This window comes from Mesorhizobium sp. M0518 (genome assembly GCF_040321125.1).
Lineage (GTDB): Bacteria > Pseudomonadota > Alphaproteobacteria > Rhizobiales > Rhizobiaceae > Mesorhizobium.
In genome coordinates, this window is sequence record NZ_JAMYQY010000002.1 from 337,192 (window position 1) to 356,847 (window position 19,656).

Below are 19,656 nucleotides of genomic sequence, written 5' to 3' on the forward strand. Positions count from 1 at the left end.
CCCGGTTGCAGCCTGCCCCTTGAAGTTTCCCCGCATGACGTGGAAGATTGTCGCACGGATTCACCGGGAAGCGCTGAAGCTCTGGTAGGGTGCGCGCACTTCATTCGAGCCCGCTCGCCGACGAACCGGTCGCGGCGGCGTTCGAAGCTGGCGAATGATCCAAGAGAACCGTGGCCCGGCAATTTGCGCCGACACCGCGGAAATCCAGGGGCATGAGATGGCGCAAAAGGAACATTTTGGCGTAGCATTGAGCGACGCGGTCAGGCTCGATGAATTCAATTTCGCGGAGATCGTGAAAGGTCTTCCAGCGAAAGCGCGCATGGTGCTGTCGGCGGCGATGAACCTGCCGCGCGGTTCGCTCAAGGTCAGGCTGCCGGACGGCCGTGCCGTCCTCGTCGGCGGCAAGGGACCTGGCCCAGATGCCGAACTGGTGCTGAAGAATTGGCGCTTGCCCGGCCGCGCCTTTTCCGGCGGCACGATCGGCGTTGCCGAATCCTATGTGGACGGCGATTGGGAAAGCCCCGACGTGACCAGCTTCCTGGAGCTGTTCGTGGTCAATTCGGTCATCGGCGAGCGTATCGCGGGCGGCACCAGTTGGCTGATCAACACCGTCCAGCGCGTCCGCCACTGGTTCAACCAGAACACGCGCACCGGTTCGAAACGCAATATCTCGGCGCATTACGACCTCGGCAACGCCTTCTACAAGGAATGGCTCGATCCGAGCATGACCTATTCTTCGGCGCTCTACACGACCGGTGCCAACGACCTGGAAGGCGCCCAGGCCGCCAAATATCGCGCTCTGGCGAAGGATACAGGGATCGGTCCGAAGGACCATGTGCTGGAAATCGGCTGCGGCTGGGGTGGCTTCGCCGAATTCGCGGCGCGCGAGATCGGCTGCCGGGTGACCGGGCTGACGATCAGCCGCGAGCAGCACGACTTCGCCACGGCGCGCATCGCCAAGGCCGGCCTTGCCGACAAGGTCGAAATCAAGCTGCAGGATTATCGCGACGAAACCGGCACCTACGACCGCATCGCCTCGATCGAGATGTTCGAGGCGGTCGGCGAGAAATACTGGCCGGTGTTCTTCAGCAAGATGAAGGCCTGCCTGAAGCCCGGCGGTACCGCCGGGCTTCAGATCATCACCATCAACGAAGCTTCTTACGACACCTATCGTGCAAGGCCGGATTTCATCCAGCGCTACGTTTTCCCCGGTGGCATGCTGCCGACGCCGTCTATCCTCAAGGCGCTCGGCAGGGATCATGGCCTTGCCCATCTGCGCGAGCGCGTATTTCCGGACGACTATGCTCGCACGCTCGCTGAATGGCGTCACCGGTTCTGGGCGTCATGGGAGAAGATCGTCCCGCTCGGCTTCGACGACCGCTTCAAGAAGCTCTGGGAGTTCTACCTGCACTATTGCGAGGCCGGGTTCCGGGCCAGCTACATCGACGTGCGCCAGGTAATCTACAAGGCGTAGTTCCACGCTGCGGTGACGGCGTGGAAAGAGCCCTTCGAACAGCGGTGATCACAGAAGGATGCGGTACTTCGCAAACCCTGCCTCGCCCTCGCCCGCCGGTTCGATCTTCAGCGATTTCACCTGCGCAATGAAATCTTTCGCCCTGGCGCCGGTTTCCAACACGGCGCTGGTTCCAGGCAATGGCGCGAATGACCAGTTGCCGTCCGCCGATGGGTTGATCGTGCCCTCGCTGACGATGTAGCGGACGATGACGTCGCGATTGGTGTCCGGCGCTTCGTAGATGATCTTCGAGGCATTGATGTCGGGGAAATTGCCGCCGCCGCCGGCCCGATAATTGTTGGTCGCAACGACGAATTTCTGTTTGGGATCAATTGGCTTCCCATCGAACATCAAGTCGGCAATACGATTGCCGCCAGCATTCGCCAGCCCGCCCTTGGCATCGTATTTCGGCGGCTGCGACAGGTCGATCTTGTAGGTGACGCCGTCGATGACGTCGAAATTGTAGGACGGAAAGTCGGTGTTGATGAGGGCCTGGTCGGCTTTGCCGGGCTCGATCCGGTTGAAGATGCCGGCCGACATTTCCAGCCATTCCTTGACTTCAGCACCGGTGATTTCAACCGCCCGCACGGTGTTCGGATAGAGGTAGAGGTCGGCAACGTTCTTGATGGCGATATCGCCGGCCGGCACGTCGGTATAGTAGTCGGCGCCATTGCGTCCACCCGCCTTGAAGGGTGCGGCGGCCGACAGCAGCGGCACATCCTTCCATTGCGTGTTCTTCAGAATATCCTTCAGGTACCAGGTCTGCGCCTGGCTGACGACCTGCACCGATGGATCGTCGGCGACCAGCGCGAAATAGGAATAGAGCGGCGCGGAGGTCTTGCCGACCGGACGCCGCACATAGGCCAAGGTCGCCTGATGGTCCTGCTCGAGGGCCGCAATGATCCGCTTGTCGTCCGGGACAGTCGGCTTGTTCTTGTTGTCGACGCGCTCGAAGATCGGCCGCGCCTCGGAGGTGGCTGAAACGACTTTCCATTTCGACCCGTCGCGCTCCAGCATCAGGTCGATCAGCCCCATATGCGAGCCCCAGAAGCCCCCCATGACGGCGGGTTTGCCCTGCAGCGTGCCTTTTTGCGTATCGACGCCGTCGAGCGACTGGAAATCCTTCTTGCCGGGGAACACCAGATGCTGGTGACCGGTGAACACCGCATCGATGCCGTCGACGCCGGCGACGAAGAACGAGGCGTTCTCCATCATGTCGCCCTGCTTCACGTCGATGCCGGAATGTGAGAGCGCAATGACGATGTCAGCGCCCTGCTCCTTCATCTGCGGCACCCAGGCCTTGGCCGCCTCGACGATGTCGCGCGTCTTGACGCTGCCCTCCAGATTTTTCAGATCCCAGACCATGATCTGTGGCGGCACGAAGCCGATGATGCCGATCCTGATCGGCTGCTCGGCGCCCGAACCGTCCTTGATCTTCTTGTCGAGGATGACATAGGGCTTGAGGTAGAGCTTGTCGTCGCGCGGGTTCGCGGCAAGCTCGGTGCCTCGAATCAAATTGGCGCAGACAAAGGGAAAATTGGCGCCGGCCAGCACCTTGTCCAGGAAAGACAGGCCGTAGTTGAACTCGTGGTTGCCCAGCGTCGAGCACTCATAGCCGAGCAGGTTCATGCCTTTCATGATCGGATGCAGGTCGCCGTCCTTCAGGCCCTTCTCGTAGGCGATGTAGTCGCCCATCGGATTGCCCTGCAGCAGGTCGCCATTGTCGATCAGCATCGAATTCACGGCTTCCTTGCGCACCGCGTCGATCAGGGAAGCCGTGCGCGACAGGCCCATCGTGTCGTTCGCTTTGTCGGCGTAGTAATCATAAGGCAGCACGTTCACATGGATATCGGTGGTCTCCATGATCCTCAGATGCGCCTGGTTACCTTGAGCGCGGGCGGAGAACGGATGCAGCATGATCAGCGCCCCTGTGGCGGCGGCACCCGCAAGCAGCGAGCGGCGGGAGACGGGATGGAGCAGTTGCGACATGTTTTCTCCTCAACGACGTGAAAGCCCAGCCCAGAACTGAACTTCGCGCTGAAACCCACCCGAGTCCATTCAACAAGTCGAGCGCATCAGCCCGCCACTCGATCAGCAACAGATGACGGGCGGATGAACGATCCGGGTGAAGAAATCAGCCCTTGTCGTCGTCGCCCTGGGTAATCAGTCGCGCGCTGCGCTGGCCCGTCGCGTAGATCCATAGCCAGCTCAACGAAACCGCAAGACGGTTGCGAAAGCCGATCAGGAAATAGATGTGGGCTACTCCCCACAGCCACCAGGCAGCCCAGCCGGTCAGCTTGATCCAGCCGAAGTCAATCACGGCGGCGCGCTTGCCGATTGTGGCGAGATCGCCGTCATGCCGGTAGCGGAACGGCCGCGGGCTGGTGTCGCCGGCAAGCCGCGCCTTCAACGTGGCGGCAACATGCCGGCCCTGCTGTTTGGCGGCAGGCGCCACGCCGGGAACGGGCCGTCCGTCCGGCCGCAGCACATGGGCGGCATCGCCGATGACGAAGATCTCGGGGCTGCCCGGCACGCTCAAGTCGGGCTCGACCAGCACCCTGCCCGCCCGATCCGCGGCCGCGCCGAGCCATTCGGCGGCCGGTGAAGCGGCAACGCCTGCCGCCCAAAGGATTGTCTTCGCCGCCAAATGCTTGTCGCCAAAGACGACGCCGTCAGCGTCGCAACGCGTAACGGCCCGGCCGAGTTCGATCGTCACGCCGAGCCGCTCGAGTGCCTTGCTGGCATAGTCGGAAAGCTTCGGTGCGAAATTGGCCAGAATACGGTCACCGGCCTCGATCAACACCACGCGTGTCTGCCGCGTGTCGATGTTACGGAACTCGCCGTGCAGCGTGTCATGCGCCAATTCGACGATGGTGCCGGCCAGCTCAACGCCGGTCGGGCCGCCACCGACGATCGCAATGGTCAGCAGTGCCTGGCGTTTGGCCGGATCGGTCTCCCGTTCGGCCTGTTCGAAGGCCAGGAGAATGCGGCGCCGAATGGTGGTGGCGTCCTCCAACGTCTTCAGGCCAGGTGCGAACGGTTCCCATTCGTCATGGCCGAAATAGGCGTGGCGGGCACCGGTGGCGAGCACCAGCGTGTCGTAGGCGACCGCGCTGCCGTCATCGAGCAGCACGCGCTTGCCGGCGCGGTCGACACCGGTGACATTGGCGAGCAGCGTCGTCACATCCTTGCGCTTGCGCAGGAGGTGGCGGATCGGCCAGGCAATCTCGGAAGTGGCCAGCGCCGTCGTCGCCACCTGGTAGAGCAGCGGCTGGAAGAGGTGATGGTTGCGCTTGTCGATCATGGTGATACGGACCGGCGCGCCAGCAAGTGCACGGGTGAACTCGAGGCCGCCGAAACCCGCGCCGACAACGACGACATGATGCCTAGCTTCGTTCATTTCGTTCACCCCGATAGCAAGATTGCCTGTCCTGGATGTAGGTATTTTTGTGCAATGCAACAACAGATGGACAGTGCCCGAGACTCGTCGTTGCATGTCGTGAATGCACATGTTGTATCGTATCGCGAGCTATAGCGTCATCGAACACGCGATGAGGTGAGGCATGGCCAACGATCGTGACGACGATGCTCCGGCGCAATATTCTTCGCCGCCCTGTTTCATGCACGAACTCGATCCGCAATTCCGTGCGCCTTCGAGCGACTGGACCGATGTGAGACGCTGGCGCAAAGCCGAGCGCGAACGCCTGATCGCCGCGCGTCTTGCTGTTTCGGCCGACGCCCGAACGGTAATGTCGCAAAGCATTGCGGAAAGCCTCGACGCGATGATCGGCGAGATCGCCGGGCGCATGGTCAGTCTCTATTGGCCGTTTCGTGGCGAGCCGGATTTGCGGCCTTGGATGGCGTCCATAAACGAACGCGGCGGCCGCACCGCCCTGCCCATCGTCATCGAGAAGGGGCAGCCGCTGATCTTCCGCGTCTACAAAGCGGGCGACCGGCTGGAGAAAGGTGTCTGGAACATCCCGATCCCGGCCGAGGGCGATCCGGTGCTGCCGGACATCGTCATCTCGCCGATCGTCGGCATCGATCCCCAGAACTACCGCCTGGGGTATGGCGGCGGTTTCTTCGACCGTACGCTGGCAGCGATGCCGTTCAAGCCGCTGGTCATCGGCGTCGGCTACGAATTGCAGCGCATCGCGACCATCTACCCGCAGCCGCACGATATCCCGATGGATCGGGTGGTAACGGCGGTCAGCTAGCCCAGGCCCCACAGGGTGGTTAGCGGCCTGTCAGCAGCCAGGTTGTCATGGTTCGTCTCGATGGATCGCAGAGGCATTCGGGATTGACCCAAGGCACCCACCTTCGTCATCCACGGGCGAAGCAGGAGCGAAGCTCCGTCGCGGAGACCCGAGGATACATGCCGTGACCTTGACCAAGGAATGCAGCCGAGCAGAACTCTGCACCGTAGTGACGCTTTGAAGTCGCGGCATGGATCCTCGGGTCTGCGCTGCGTCGCTACACTCCTTGCTCCGCCCGTGGATGACGAAGTGACGCCCGTTTCCGCAAATCGAAGGCAGGTGGTTTGTCTATGCAGCGACCCGTCAGAACTTCTGTGTCGAGGAACTAGGCCATCTCCGGCTTCATGCCCATGGCCGTACGGTCGACGATCTCACGCAAGGCGAACGACGAATTGATCTTGGTCACGTGCGGCATCGCCGACAGCCATTCCTTGTGGATGCGCTCATAGTCGACGAGATCCTTCGCCGCGATCCTCAGGATGTAGTCGTATTCGCCCGACATCAGATGGCAGGACAGCACGTTCGGGCAGCGCTTGATCGCCGCCTCGAAATCCGACAGCGTCTTCTCGAACTGTCCCGACAGCGATATGTGCACGATCGCCGTCATCTGGTGGCCAAGTGCTGCATTGGAAAGCCGGGCATGATAGCCACGGATGGTTCCGGATTTCTCCAGATTGTCGAGCCGGCGCGAACAGGCCGACTGCGATAGGCCGACCTTTTCGGCAAGTGCCGCGTTGGGTATCCTGCCATCCTTCTGCAATGCCTCGAGAATGGCGATATCAATCCTGTCGAGCGGCATTATTCGTGAATCCTGCGAATATCTTGTTATTTCGCGCAACGATTATCGAAACCGGCCGGTTGGCGCAAGCGCATTCGCAAACACCTGCGCAACGATTCGTGGTTCACTCCATCCATACAGGGAACGACCCCAAAGGGCCGGATCAGGAGAAGAAAATGCGCGTCGGCTGCCCCAAGGAAATCAAGAACCACGAATACCGCGTCGGCCTCACTCCCGGCTCGGTCCGCGAATATGTCGCCCATGGCCACGAAGTGCTGGTCGAGACCGGCGCCGGGGCCGGCATCGGCGCCGATGACAACGCCTATCGCGCCGCCGGCGCCACGATTGCCAAGACGGCCGCCGAGGTGTTCGCCAGGTCGGACATGATCGTCAAGGTCAAGGAACCGCAGCCCAGCGAATGGGCGCAGCTTCGCGAAGGCCAGATCCTGTACACCTACCTCCACCTGGCGCCGGATCCGGAGCAGACCAAGGGCCTGCTTGCGTCCGGCGTGACGGCAATCGCCTACGAGACTGTGACCGACGACCGTGGCGGCCTGCCGCTGCTGGCGCCGATGTCGGAAGTTGCCGGACGTCTGTCGATCCAGGCCGGTGCCACGGCGCTGCAGAAGGCCAATGGCGGCCGCGGTGTGCTGCTGGGTGGCGTGCCCGGCGTGCTGCCCGGCAAGGTCACCGTGCTCGGCGGTGGCGTCGTCGGCCTGCACGCGGCCAGGATGGCGGCCGGCCTTGGCGCCGACGTCACCATCATCGACCGCTCGATCCCGCGCCTGCGCCAGCTCGACGACCTCTTCGCCGGCCGCGTCCACACCCGTTACTCGACTGTCGAGGCGCTGGAGGAAGAATGCTTTTCGGCAGACATCGTCGTCGGCGCGGTGCTGATCCCGGGTGCCGCGGCGCCAAAACTGGTTTCGCGCGAAATGCTGTCGGGCATGAAGAAAGGCTCGGTGCTGGTCGACGTCGCCATCGACCAGGGCGGCTGCTTCGAGACTTCGCACGCCACCACTCATGCCGAGCCGACCTATGAGGTCGACGGCGTCATCCACTATTGCGTCGCCAACATGCCGGGTGCCGTGCCGGTCACTTCGGCCCACGCGCTCAACAACGCGACGCTGCACTATGGCCTGCAGCTTGCCGACAAGGGCCTCAAGGCGCTGGTCGACGATCATCATCTGCGCAACGGCCTCAATGTCCATAAAGGCAAGATCACCAACCGGGCAGTCGCGGAGGCGCTCGGCTACGAACTGGTCGAGCCGAAAGCCGTTCTCGCCGCCTGATTTTCGCGAAAACAGCCTCTTTCAATCCAACCCGCCGGTTCCATGCCGGCGGGTTTTTTCTTGCAAGCCTGTTTTTCAGGCAAAGCATGGCGTGGAAGGATGTGACGCAACGGCACTTTGCTCATCATTGTTGCATATTTGTCATTCCCGTACCGGCCGACTCCCTGCTAGAGACATTTCCGGGTTTATTCATTGGGGTACGGGCATATGTTCATTCGCACATCCGCGAAATCTTTTCTTCTTGGTGCTGTTTCTGCTGTAGCTTTGATGTCTGCTGCTCATGCAGCTGACGTCGTGCAACCGGTAGAAGAAGCTGCCGGCTTTAACTGGAGCGGCCTCTACGTTGGTTTTGGCGTCGGTGCCGGTGCCAACGTACACAAGCTCGGCAGCGATTTTATTCCAATCTCGCTGAACGGCATTGGTGGCGAAGGCGTCTATGGTGAGCTGACGGTTGGCTATGACTATATGGTCTCGCCCCGGTTCCTCATCGGAGGTCTGCTGGACGCTCACGTCGGCAACATCGGGACCACGCTGGACATTACGGGGTTCGACGCTTCGATCAAGGAAACCTACGGTTTCGACGCTGGCCTGCGTCTCGGCTACCTCTTGACGCCGAACACTCTGGGTTACGTGCTGGGTGGCTATTCCTGGCAGAAGTACAAGCTCGATACGAACGCCGGCTTCGACTTTGATTGGGATCAAAGCGGGTATTTTGTCGGAGGTGGCATCGAAACGGCCATCAACAGCAATTGGACGATCAAGACTGAGTATCGCTATACGCGCTTCGGGACCAAGGACGATCTTCTTTCCGACGCTGGCCTTGTCGGAGTTCCGGACGGTCTCCTCAATCTTGACACCTCGCGCCATACCTTCCAGATCGCAGCCAATTACCGTTTCGGTGCGCAGAACGGCGGCGGTGCTGCCTTCGAGACGCCAGCCTACAACTGGACCGGCTTCTACATCGGCGGCGCTGGTGGCGCCGGTGCATCCGTGCATCAGATCAACGTTCCGCCGCTCGGCGACCTGGAATTCAATGGTCTCGGTGGCGAAGGTGCCTTTGGTGAACTGAACGTCGGCTACGATCATGACTTCGGCAGCTGGGTCGCAGGCGTCATGGTCGATGCACGCTACTCCGGCATGACTTCCGAACTGGAGCTCGGCGGCGGATCGATCAACGTCGATACCGACTATGGGTTCGATGTGTTGGGCCGCGTCGGCATGAAGATGAACGAATCGACCCTTGCCTATGCGCTTGCCGGCTATAGCTGGCAGCATTTCGATCTGAACGCTTCCGATCCGATCGGCGACATTCTCGACTGGGGTTCCAGCGGTTTCTCGGTTGGTGGCGGCCTTGAAACGGCTCTGTCCAGCAACGTTACCGTCGGTCTCGAATATCGCTATTCGCAGTTCGCCAAGAAGGACTTTTCTTCGGAATTCGGCGCACCTGACGACACCCTTACCGCGACTTCCTCTTTCCACACCGTGGGTCTCGGCGCGAAGTACAAGTTCAACTAAAAGGCCCTCCAGCCAAACAGTTGCAGCCCGTCGGCCATGCCGGCGGGCTTTTTTGTTGCGCGGAATACCCCCGCGCAACAAAAAAGCGGAGCCAAAGCCCCGCTTCCTCGATGTCGAGATTTACCGCCGGTTCATCCGTGGTCGGCAAATCGATCGACAATGGCTTTCTATCGCGAATATGCGACGGGAGTACGACAACTGTTTCCAGGGGCTAATCTCAGCCTCAAGCGCGCTCGATGCGGCACTGGTAGCAATTGTTGCGCGCCGAACGGACATGGACGTAGGCGATCTCGTCGCGTTCGAACAGCGTCTCGGCCCGTGCAGCAATTGCCGTGGTCGGGATGACGCCGCCGCTGCCATAGACGATACGATCATCCCTGCCATAGCCGCGCACGATGTAGTCAGGGCTATCGAGAACCTCGGGCAGCGCCCCGCTCTCAGCGGCACCATCGCATTCCTCGGCATGCAGGAAGATCGGCCCGGTTTCGGCATAGGGCTGAAGCCCCGGGAATGGCCTGTATGCCAGAACAAGGTAGGCGTCGCCGGCTCCTATGTTCTTCAAGCAATGACGGCAAGGCATGCCGTCACCGTCGGAGATCTTTCGCTCGGGCATTTGGCCATAAGCATCGATGCCACCGCGCTGCAACGTCCTGACATCTTCGGTCGGCAAAGCTTTGAACTGGATGGTCATGGAAAAATCTCCGGTGTCGTGACTGGAAATTATGTCCTTGAACCCTCGCCGCCCACCCGATTCCTGCCAAATGTCGAAGAGCCGGTCGCCCCTCGGCGATCGGCTCTCATCAAGTCCCGTCGGAGCTGCGGCTCAACGGATGAAATCGTCGAAGCGGCGCAGCGTCACCCGGCGATTCTGCCAGTTTTCGGTCTGCGTCTGCACCAGCAAAAACTCCTCGCCATAGCCGACTGTCTCGAGAGCATGACCCGGCACGCCGAATTCGCGCACCAGCGTGCGCTTCAGCGAAGCGGCGCGCTGTTCGGACAGGGCCTGGTTCGACTGGAAGGAGCCGACGGCGTCGGTATGGCCCTCGATCAGCACGCGGGCGCCGCGATCGCGGCGCAGGATGCGCCGCAGCGCGTCGGCAATGGTCTCGATCTTGTCGTATTGCGAACTGGAAATGGCCGCCGAACCGAAGGCGAAGTTGATCGACTGGATATCGATCGAGCGGGCCATGCGGCGCAAATCCGGGCGCCGCTTGAATTCGCGGATGGTGACGCGCTCGTTCGGCCGCAATTTCACACGCGGCGCCGCCTCGAGCTTCCGCTCGATCGTCGCGGCCGAAGGCGTTGTCGCCTGGGCTGCGGCCAGGCTTGGCATGGCAATTGCCGCGATCAGCGCGGCGGCAAGTGTACGGCGGGTCAGCATGTCTTCGTCTCCTTCGGCCTTGGCCGCATTGATGGTGCCGGCAACATGCCAAAAACAGCCTGAAGGGCCGATGAACGACGGGTTCAGATTCGAGCTGGTATTAGCTTCCGGCTAGGGCCGCATGACGCTGGCCGCGCGCTCGGTGAAAGGCAGCGGATGGACGATTTCCCTCTTTTGCGCCACCGGTGCGAAGCCGAGCTTCTGGTAGAGCGGCAGAGCCGCCGGATGATCGAGCGTGCAGGTCTGCACCGTCACCCGCTTCGGCCCATGCGACCATGCGGCGGCGATCGCGGAGCCCAGGAACCAGCGGCCGATGCCTTGCCCGGTCGCATGTTCCATCATGCCGAAATAGGCGAGCTCGACTTCTTCCGGCAGATGCGGCTTGAGGTCAAAGAAGCCGGCGGGGGCGCCATCGAGGTAGAGCACCCTGATGTCGCGGTCCTCGCGATGGATGCCGGCCGAAAGCTCGTCGTCATCCAGTCTCAGCACATTGACCCAGTGCCATTTGCGCCCCACCCGGTCCATCAGATAGCGGTAGAAATGCAGCGGAATGTCCTTGGTCTTCAGCAGCGCGACCTGACGGTTATACGGCACAGGCGGCGAATAGGCCGGCGGCACATGCATCTCGAGGAACGTCACCGTGACGTCAATGTCTTCCAGCGTGCCGTTTTCCATCGTCTTCATTCCTTGCCGGTCACCACAGGCGTGTCGGAAAGCCCGCCCCACTCCGTCCAGGAGCCGTCGTAAAGCCTGTTGTTCGTATGGCCAAGCGTTTCCAGCGCCAGCGTCACCACCGCCGCGGTAATACCGGAGCCGCATGAAGTGACGACAGGTTTCGACAGATCGATGCCGGCCTCCTCGATCACCTTGCGCAGGCGGTCCTTCGACAACAGCTCGCCATTTTCCGACAGCGCCGAATAGGGCAGATTGCGCGCGCCAGGCATATGGCCGGAGCGGATACCCGCGCGCGGCTCAGGTTCAGTGCCGGTGAACCGGCCCGGCCCCCGGGCGTCGGCGATCTGGCTTGCCCTGGTGTCGACGATCCGGCGCATGTCGGCGAGGCTGGCGACGCGCCCGGGGTCGAAATCGGCATGAAACACGCTTGGCGCGATCTTGGTCGGCTCAGCCGTCACCGGCCTGCCGGCGGCTTTCCAGCCATCGAAGCCGCCATCCAGAATATAGGTCTGGAAGACGCCCATCACCCGGAACATCCACCACGCCCGGGGCGCCGAGAAGAAACCCGGACCATCATAGACGACGATGGTGTCATCGGCCGAAACACCCATGGCGCCGACATACTGGGCAAAATGCTGCGGCGACGGCAAGGTATGCGGCAGGGGCGAATCCGGGTCCGAAACGGCATCCTGATCGAGAAATCGTGCGCCCGGGATGTGGGCCGACTCATACTCGCCGCGCGCATCGCGCTTCTGCGCCGGGAGATACCAGGATGCGTCGATGATCGTCAGGCCCGGCTCGCCGAGACGTTGCTGCAGCCAGTCTGCGTCGACGGTGAAGGGGCTGTCCTCGGCCATTTTGTTCTCCTGCTCGCTTTTTTGGCGATCACTGTCCTGTTCAGTTTGCCGACATCGGCCCAAAGCGGATGCGGAAGCGCCGGTTCTCGCGGCCCTTCTTCTCGATCTTGCCGATGTGGATTTCGCCGACTTCGCCGGTGCTCTTTACATGGGTGCCGCCGCAGGGCTGGCTGTCCACCGAGGCGTTGTCGCCGATACAGACCAGGCGGATCTTGCCGGTGCCGACCGGCGGCCGAACGTTCTTGGATTTCACTAGGCCGGGATTGGCAGCCAGATCCTCGTCACTGATCAGCCTGACAAAGATCGGATGATCGGCCCGCACCAGGTCCATCAGCCCGGCAGTGACGTCCTCCTTGGTGAAGCCGGCATCCGGAGCGTCGAAATCGACACGGCTGTCGTCCTCGGAAACCGAGGCACCGGTGATCGGGAACGGGCAGACGACGGTGAGCAGGTGGCAAGCCGCGTGCATGCGCATCAAGAGATGCCGCCGCTCCCAGTCGATGGCCAGCCTCACCGCCTCGCCGGGCTGCGGAACCGCCTGCTCCGGCGCCGGCACATGGATGATCTCGTCCTTGGTCTCACCGGTGAGGGTGGCGGCAATGGCGATGCGGCTACCATCGCCGCGTTCGAGATATCCGGTGTCACCCGGCTGGCCACCCGAAGTGGCGTAGAAGATCGTCCGGTCGAGGATGATACCGCCGCGATCGTTCACAGCAACGACTGTCGCGTCCGCCGTCCGCAGATAGGCATCGTCGCGAAACAGGGCGTCCGTCCTGTTTGCCATCACGCGACCTTTTCGAACGGCACCGGAATTGTGCTCTTCAGCTCCATCCAGCCTGGCACCGGCAGCTGCTTCTCGCGCAGGAATTCCGGGTTGAACAGTTTTGATTGATAGCGCGTGCCATAATCACAAAGAATGGTCACGATGGTGTGGCCGGGACCCAATTCCCTGGCCAGACGGATCGCGCCGGCTATGTTGATGCCGGTCGAGCCGCCGACGCAAAGGCCCTCTTCCTGGATCAGGTCGAAGACGATCGGCAGCGCATCCTCATCGGGGATCTGGAATGAAAAATCCGGCGTGAACCCTTCGAGGTTGGCGGTGATGCGCCCCTGCCCGATGCCTTCGGTGATCGAGCTGCCTTCGGACTTCAGCTCGCCGCTGGTGTAGAAAGAATAGAGCGCGGCCCCCAGCGGATCGGCGAGCGCGATCTTCACATCCCGGCGTTTGGCTTTCAGTCCGGAGGCGACGCCGGCCAGCGTGCCGCCGGAGCCGACCGCCGACACGAAACCGTCGACTTGGCCGCCGGTCTGGCTCCAGATCTCCTCCGCCGTGGTGCGGATATGGCCGTCACGGTTGGCGACATTATCGAACTGGTTGGCCCAGATGGCGCCGTTGGGCTCGGTCCTTGCCAGTTGCTCGGCCAGCCGCCCCGACAGTTTCACGTAATTGTTGGGATTCCTGTAGGGCACGGCCGGCACTTCGATCAGTTCGGCGCCGAGCAGTTTGATCGTGTCCTTCTTCTCCTGGCTCTGTGTGTCCGGGATGACGATGACGGTGCGATAGCCGAGCGCCTTGGCGACCAACGTCAGCCCGATGCCGGTATTGCCCGCCGTTCCCTCGACGATCACGCCGCCGGGCTTCAGCAGCCCGCGCTTCTCGGCGTCGCGGATGATGAACAGGCCCGCGCGATCCTTGACCGACTGGCCTGGATTCATGAATTCGGCCTTGCCCAGGATCTCGCAACCGGTTTGTTCCGAAGCTTTGTTGAGGCGGATCAGAGGCGTGTTGCCGATCGCGTCGATCACAGAACGGGGCATTCAGGATTCCTTGTGTAGGTGCGCCGAAACCCTAGAAACCCGAAGCTGCGGTTTCAAGGCAAGAATTTGTCTGGTCCAGTCGCATTTGCGGCACTGTTATCGCGCCAACGCTTCTCAACATCGCCTTCATGCCCCACAGTTCATTTCCGCACGGCGATGAAAAGCACCCTTTTCATTCGATTTCTTCACCGCTAGAGCAAAGCACCAACAAGTCGACAGGGCGCAGCATGACACTCTACCGGGCTAACCCGAAGCACGGCGTCGCCTGGATCACCGGCGGCTCAAGCGGCATCGGCCGTGCCCTGGCCAGGGATCTTGCTTCCCAGGGCTATGCCGTCGCGGTGACGGCGCTTGACGACGATCCGATCGACACGCTTGTCGTCGAGACCGCGCAGATGCCGGGCAGCGTCACGGCCTTTCCCTGCGATGTCACCGACGAGCCGCGCATGGCAAGAACCGTCGCCGCGATCGAGAAGGAGCTCGGTCCCATCGTGCTCGCCATCTTCAATGCCGGGAACTACATTTCGACGCCGGGGGAGAATCTTGTCGTCAACGACTTTCGCCGGTCCTTCGAGGTCAATTATTTCGGCATCATCAACGGCCTCGTGCCCGCGGTCGAACGCATGCGTGTGCGGGCGCGCGGCCATGTCGTGCTGGTCGGCTCCGTGACATCCTATTTCGGCTGGCCGACAACGGCCGCCTATGGCGGCACCAAGGCGGCCATCAACATCCTGGCCGAGTCGCTGAAGTATGATTTCGACAAGATGAACGTACGCATTCAGGTGTTCAATCCCGGCTTCATCGACACCCCGCTGACCGAGAAGAACATGCTGCCGATGCCGGGACTGATGCCGGTCAGCCGCGCGTCGCGACGCATGGCGCGGGGCATCAAGTCCGGCGGCTTCGAAGTCCATTTCCCGCGCCGGACAAGCTGGCCCCTGAAACTGCTCGGCCTGCTGCCGAGGCCGCTGTGCAGAGGGTTTATCAGCCTGATGACCAGTTGGAAGGCGCGGCCGCTACACTACGACCGCAAGCCGCCGATCGAATAGGACGCCTGCGAAATTGGCAGGCTCCCCGTTTCGGGCCGCCGTCGCCATGGTTGAGACAAATGCTGCGTGGAGTCTGCGATGGGGCGACGGATCGTGCTTGCTGTGCTGGGCCTTGTCGCCATTCTCGCACTGGCCTTCGTGCTCGGCCCGCGCGTTCGCGTCGACACCACGATCCGTTTCGATCCCTCGCTCATTGCTGACGATCCGCAGGCCTATGTGGCAAAGGCGGAAGCCGCCATCCCCGGAATCCGTGACGGGCTGGAAAAAGAGATCGTCTGGGCCGATCCGTTGGTGCATGCTAGGACCCCGCTGTCGATCGTCTACATCCACGGCTTTTCCGCATCGAAGGGCGAAATCCGCCCGCTGCCGGACGAAGTGGCGGAACAGCTTGACGCCAATCTCTTCTACACACGCCTTACCGGTCACGGGCAGGATGGCGCGGCGATGACGCAAGGCAGCATCAACGCCTGGATCAACGACTATGAGGAAGCACTCGCCATTGGCCGGGCGATCGGCGACAAGGTGATCGTCATCTCGACTTCGACCGGCGGCTCGCTGGCGGTCTGGGCGGCAACGCAGTCCGGTGCATCGGACGGGGTGGCGGCGATCGCGTTCATCTCGCCGAATTTCGGCGTCAAGGCTTCGGGCGCCGAGATCCTGACCATGCCGTGGGGCAAACAGATCGCCAGGCTGGTCGCCGGCAAGGAACACAGCTTCGTGCCGCGGAACGCGCTGCATGAAAAATTCTGGACCACCCGCTATCCGATCGAAGCAACCTTGCCGATGCAGGCGCTGACCGAGCTTGCCTATGGCGCGCCGGTGGAGAAGGCGACCATCCCTGCTTTGTTCATCTTTTCTGATTCGGACAAAGTGGTGTGGGCCGACCGCACCCGCGAGATTGCCGGGCGCTGGGGTGCGCCGCATGAACTGGTTTCGGTCGACGACACCGGCGACCCGGACAATCACGTCATTGCCGGCGACGCGCTGTCGCCATCGACCACGGCGTTTCTGGCGCAAAGGATCGCCGTCTGGATCGAAGCGGTGGTGAAGTAGGCGGACGAAAAAGGCGACCGAAGCATCGCTTCAGCCGCCCTTTCCTTGGTCTGTCCCGGCAATCAGCCAGCCTGAGCTTGACTGACTACAACGCTGGCTACTTACGCAGCCCGCGCCGCCGGGCGCTTGCCGCCGAAGCGGCGCTTGTTGTTGCCCTTGAAGGCCGGCTTGGCGCCATCCGGCTTGCGCTCGCCGGCGAAGGCCGGCTTGTCGCCGAAGCGCTTCTTGCCAAAGCCGTTGCCCTTGTTCTCGCCACCGGGCCGCCTGCCGTCGCGACGCCCATTGCGGTCGTTGCGGTCATTGGCCGGCTCGAAGCGCTCGTTCTTTTCAGCCGGATTGCGCAGCGGATCGGGGCTGCCGAGATGGTCGGCAACGATCGGCAGCTTGGTGCGGATGATGCGCTCGACCTGGCGCAGCTTGCTGTTCTCGGAAGGATCGCAAAGCGTTATCGCGATGCCGTCCATGCCGTTGCGGCCGGTACGGCCGATGCGGTGGACGTAGCTCTCGGCTTCATCAGGCAGGTCGAAATTCACGACATGGCTGATGCCGGGCACGTCGATGCCGCGCGCCGCGATGTCGGTCGCCACCAGAATGCGCACCGAGCCGTCGCGGAAATCGTTCAGCGCTTTCTGGCGGGCGTTCTGCGACTTGTTGCCGTGGATGACGGCGGCCTTGAAGCCATCGCGCTCGAGGTCCTTGGTCACCCTGTCGGCACCATGCTTGGTGCGCGAAAAGATGATGACGGACTTCATCGCCTCGTCGGCGAGCATCGTCGACAACACCTGGCGCTTCTGCTTGGTGCGGGCAAAGACGACGCCCTGCACGATCTCGGCCGCCGCCGTGCTTTGCGGCGCGACTTCGACACGAATCGGGTTCTTCAGCAGGCCCTTGGCCAGTTCGGCGATTTCATTGGGCATGGTCGCCGAGAACAGCACCGTCTGACGGTCGGGCGCGGTCGCCTTGGCGATGCGCTTGACGTCGTTGATGAAGCCCATGTCGAGCATGCGGTCGCCTTCGTCCAGCACCAGCCATTTGGTGTCGGCAAGCACGAGGTCGCCCTCACGCACCAGGTCGGTCAACCGGCCGGGCGTGGCGATCAGGATGTCGACGCCGGGAGCAACCTTCTTCACCTGGCTGAAGCGGGACACGCCGCCGAGCACGAGCGCGGTCGAGACATGCGCGCCCTTGGCGAGGATCTTGATCGTGTCTTCGATCTGCACGGCGAGTTCGCGCGTCGGCGCCAGAATCAGCGCACGTGCCGTCTTCGGCCGGCGCTTGGTGCCAAGCGCAATGATCTTCGACAGAATCGGCAGCGCGAAGGCCGCAGTCTTGCCGGAGCCGGTCTGGGCGATGCCGAAAATGTCACGGCCTTCCATCTGCGGCGGGATCGCCTGTGCCTGGATCGGCTTCGGCTCGGCGAAGCCGGCGTTGTGGGTGGCCTTGAGCAGCGCGCCCGTAATACCCAGTGCCGCGAAACCCGTGAGTTCCGCAGCGCTACCGGGCAAAGTGTTTTCGTTGGTCAAAATAATCTTCTTTCACGCGGCTTCTGGCCGCAAACATCGATGGCGGCAGGGCGCAACCTGCCGTCGAAAAATCTGTGATGAACGACAAGGCGGGCGGACGGGTTCGTCCACTCGGCTGCGCTGTCGTGCCCGCAGGCATCATGCCACGGGGCTTTTTCGCCGCTTTGTGATTTACCGGAAAAAGGGCCGATATACCGGAAAGAGGGAAAACAGACGCAACCAGTCTCATTCGTCGAGAAGGCCGGATTCGTTCCCGGCCCAAGCGCCTATGGGCTGCATATGGCTGAGTTCGCCCTCAATTGCAAGGGGCTTCATGTTGCAGCGCAGCAAAGCCCGTGGCGCAAGCGCCGCTTGCGCTCGCTTGCCGGCACGATTACGACGAAATGCCGCTGGCTTGGGAGGTAATCGATGAAAGACGTTCTCAAGGAACTCGAGCGCCGCCGCGAGATCGCCCGCATGGGCGGCGGCCAGGTCCGCATCGATGCCCAGCACAAGAAGGGCAAGCTCACCGCGCGCGAACGCATCGAGGTGTTTCTCGACGAGGGCTCGTTCGAGGAATTCGACATGTATGTCGAGCACCGCTCGACCGACTTCGGCATGGAGAACACCAAGATCGCCGGCGACGGCGTCGTCACCGGCTGGGGCACCGTCAACGGCCGCCCGGTCTACCTCTTCGCCAAGGACTTTACCGTATTCGGCGGCTCGCTGTCGGAAGCGCATGCCGAGAAGGTCATCAAGGTGCAGGAGATGGCGCTCCGCAACCGGGCGCCGATCATCGGCCTCTACGATGCTGGCGGCGCGCGCATCCAGGAAGGCGTGGCAGCACTCGGCGGCTATGCCGAGATTTTTCAGCGCAACGTGCTGGCCTCAGGCGTCATTCCGCAGATTTCCGTCATCATGGGACCGTGCGCCGGCGGCGACGTCTATTCGCCTGCCATGACCGACTTCATCTTCATGGTGCGCGACACTTCCTACATGTTCGTTACTGGGCCGGATGTGGTGAAGACCGTGACCAACGAGACGGTGACCGCCGAGAGCCTCGGCGGCGCCTCCGTCCACACGACGAAATCCTCGATCGCCGACGGCGCCTATGACAATGACGTCGAGGCGCTGTTGCAGATGCGCCGGCTGGTCGACCTGTTGCCGGCCTCCAACACGTCGGAGCTTCCCGAGATCGAATGCTACCAGTCGGTCACCGACCATGATTTGTCGCTCGACCGGCTGATTCCCGACAACGCCAACAAGCCCTACGACATCAAGGAACTGATCCTGAAGGTCGCCGATGAAGGCGACTTCTTCGAGATCCAGCAGAACTTCGCCAAGAACATCGTCACCGGGTTCGGGCGCGTCGAGGGCCGCACCGTCGGCTTCGTCGCCAACCAGCCGATGGTATTGGCCGGCGTGCTCGATTCCGACGCCAGCCGCAAGGCGGCCCGTTTCGTGCGCTTCTGCGATTGTTTTTCGATCCCGATCGTCACCTTCGTCGATGTCCCCGGCTTCCTGCCCGGCACCGCGCAGGAATATGGCGGGCTGATCAAGCATGGCGCGAAACTCCTGTTCGCCTATGCCGAGGCCACCGTGCCGAAGATCACCGTCATCACCCGCAAAGCCTATGGCGGCGCCTATGACGTGATGGCGTCAAAGCATCTGCGCGGCGACATGAATTATGCCTGGCCGACGGCGCAGATCGCGGTGATGGGCGCCAGGGGCGCGGTCGAGATCATCTACCGCAAGGACATCGGTGACGCCGAAAAGATCGCAGCCCACACAAAGGCTTACGAGGATCGCTTCCTGTCGCCCTTCGTCGCCGCCGAGCGCGGCTATGTCGACGAGGTGATCATGCCGCACTCGACCCGCCGCCGCATCGCGCGCGCGCTACGCATGCTGCGCAACAAGGACATGCAGAACCCCTGGAAGAAGCACGACAACATCCCGCTGTGAGGTGT

17 protein-coding genes are annotated in these 19,656 nt (G+C 62.1%); 7 read left to right on the plus strand and 10 right to left on the minus strand.

Annotation, left to right across the window (positions count from 1 at the left end; all coding sequences use genetic code 11):
• The first annotated feature begins 217 nt into the window (after positions 1-217).
• A complete protein-coding gene (locus tag NKI66_RS04660) occupies positions 218-1,474 on the plus strand; it encodes a class I SAM-dependent methyltransferase (RefSeq protein WP_352751118.1) in 1,257 nt (418 codons plus the stop codon).
• 48 nt (positions 1,475-1,522) lie between these two features.
• Here NKI66_RS04660 and NKI66_RS04665 read toward each other — a convergent pair whose 3' ends face one another.
• Together NKI66_RS04665 and NKI66_RS04670 are read right to left on the minus strand one after the other, a co-directional pair.
• Complete coding sequence (locus NKI66_RS04665) at positions 1,523-3,502, minus strand: bifunctional 2',3'-cyclic-nucleotide 2'-phosphodiesterase/3'-nucleotidase (protein WP_352751070.1); 1,980 nt, start codon at positions 3,500-3,502, stop codon at positions 1,523-1,525.
• 145 nt (positions 3,503-3,647) lie between these two features.
• The gene (locus tag NKI66_RS04670; RefSeq protein WP_352751072.1) at positions 3,648-4,913 is read right to left on the minus strand and encodes an NAD(P)/FAD-dependent oxidoreductase; all 1,266 of its coding nucleotides are present in this window, start codon (positions 4,911-4,913) and stop codon (positions 3,648-3,650) included.
• 163 nt (positions 4,914-5,076) lie between these two features.
• Between NKI66_RS04670 and NKI66_RS04675 the strand changes: the two genes are divergently transcribed.
• Positions 5,077-5,730 carry a 5-formyltetrahydrofolate cyclo-ligase gene (locus NKI66_RS04675; protein WP_128304443.1) on the plus strand — a complete coding sequence of 218 codons (654 nt, stop codon included), beginning with the start codon at positions 5,077-5,079 and terminating at the stop codon, positions 5,728-5,730.
• 364 nt (positions 5,731-6,094) lie between these two features.
• Here the strand turns inward: NKI66_RS04675 and NKI66_RS04680 are convergent, their stop codons facing one another.
• A complete protein-coding gene (locus NKI66_RS04680) occupies positions 6,095-6,568 on the minus strand; it encodes an Lrp/AsnC family transcriptional regulator (protein WP_013531467.1) in 474 nt (157 codons plus the stop codon).
• A gap of 155 nt (positions 6,569-6,723) precedes the next feature.
• Here NKI66_RS04680 and ald point away from each other — a divergent pair, with 155 nt between their 5' ends.
• Complete coding sequence (ald, locus tag NKI66_RS04685) at positions 6,724-7,839, plus strand: alanine dehydrogenase (RefSeq protein ID WP_023812057.1); 1,116 nt, start codon at positions 6,724-6,726, stop codon at positions 7,837-7,839.
• Positions 7,840-8,046: 207 nt separating this feature from the next.
• Complete coding sequence (locus NKI66_RS04690; RefSeq protein WP_031213496.1) at positions 8,047-9,354, plus strand: outer membrane protein; 1,308 nt, start codon at positions 8,047-8,049, stop codon at positions 9,352-9,354.
• A 223-nt stretch (positions 9,355-9,577) separates the two neighbouring features.
• Here the strand turns inward: NKI66_RS04690 and NKI66_RS04695 are convergent, their stop codons facing one another.
• From NKI66_RS04695 to NKI66_RS04720, 6 genes are all read right to left on the minus strand, one after another.
• Positions 9,578-10,045, minus strand: coding sequence for a DUF1203 domain-containing protein (locus NKI66_RS04695; RefSeq protein WP_023812059.1), 468 nt, complete (start codon positions 10,043-10,045; stop codon positions 9,578-9,580).
• A gap of 132 nt (positions 10,046-10,177) precedes the next feature.
• The gene (locus NKI66_RS04700; protein ID WP_023812060.1) at positions 10,178-10,735 is read right to left on the minus strand and encodes an OmpA family protein; all 558 of its coding nucleotides are present in this window, start codon (positions 10,733-10,735) and stop codon (positions 10,178-10,180) included.
• 111 nt (positions 10,736-10,846) lie between these two features.
• Complete coding sequence (locus NKI66_RS04705) at positions 10,847-11,410, minus strand: GNAT family N-acetyltransferase (RefSeq protein WP_023812061.1); 564 nt, start codon at positions 11,408-11,410, stop codon at positions 10,847-10,849.
• Positions 11,411-11,415: 5 nt separating this feature from the next.
• Complete coding sequence (gene sseA, locus NKI66_RS04710; protein WP_023812062.1) at positions 11,416-12,267, minus strand: 3-mercaptopyruvate sulfurtransferase; 852 nt, start codon at positions 12,265-12,267, stop codon at positions 11,416-11,418.
• A gap of 40 nt (positions 12,268-12,307) precedes the next feature.
• On the minus strand, positions 12,308-13,051 hold the full coding sequence (locus NKI66_RS04715) for an alanyl-tRNA editing protein (protein WP_023812063.1): 744 nt from the start codon (positions 13,049-13,051) through the stop codon (positions 12,308-12,310).
• Positions 13,051-14,085: a cysteine synthase A gene (locus NKI66_RS04720; RefSeq protein ID WP_352751076.1), complete on the minus strand. Its 1,035-nt coding sequence runs from the start codon at positions 14,083-14,085 to the stop codon at positions 13,051-13,053. The genes NKI66_RS04715 and NKI66_RS04720 overlap by 1 nt, the downstream gene beginning before the upstream one ends.
• Positions 14,086-14,312: 227 nt before the next feature.
• On the opposite strand from NKI66_RS04720, the gene NKI66_RS04725 reads away from it, so the two are divergent.
• A complete protein-coding gene (locus NKI66_RS04725; protein WP_023812065.1) occupies positions 14,313-15,134 on the plus strand; it encodes an SDR family oxidoreductase in 822 nt (273 codons plus the stop codon).
• A 78-nt stretch (positions 15,135-15,212) separates the two neighbouring features.
• Complete coding sequence (locus tag NKI66_RS04730) at positions 15,213-16,187, plus strand: alpha/beta hydrolase (protein WP_352441546.1); 975 nt, start codon at positions 15,213-15,215, stop codon at positions 16,185-16,187.
• A gap of 101 nt (positions 16,188-16,288) precedes the next feature.
• Here the strand turns inward: NKI66_RS04730 and NKI66_RS04735 are convergent, their stop codons facing one another.
• The gene (locus NKI66_RS04735) at positions 16,289-17,710 is read right to left on the minus strand and encodes a DEAD/DEAH box helicase (RefSeq protein WP_352441547.1); all 1,422 of its coding nucleotides are present in this window, start codon (positions 17,708-17,710) and stop codon (positions 16,289-16,291) included.
• A 408-nt stretch (positions 17,711-18,118) separates the two neighbouring features.
• Here NKI66_RS04735 and NKI66_RS04740 point away from each other — a divergent pair, with 408 nt between their 5' ends.
• The gene (locus tag NKI66_RS04740) at positions 18,119-19,651 is read left to right on the plus strand and encodes an acyl-CoA carboxylase subunit beta (protein WP_023812067.1); all 1,533 of its coding nucleotides are present in this window, start codon (positions 18,119-18,121) and stop codon (positions 19,649-19,651) included.
• Positions 19,652-19,656 lie beyond the last annotated feature (5 nt).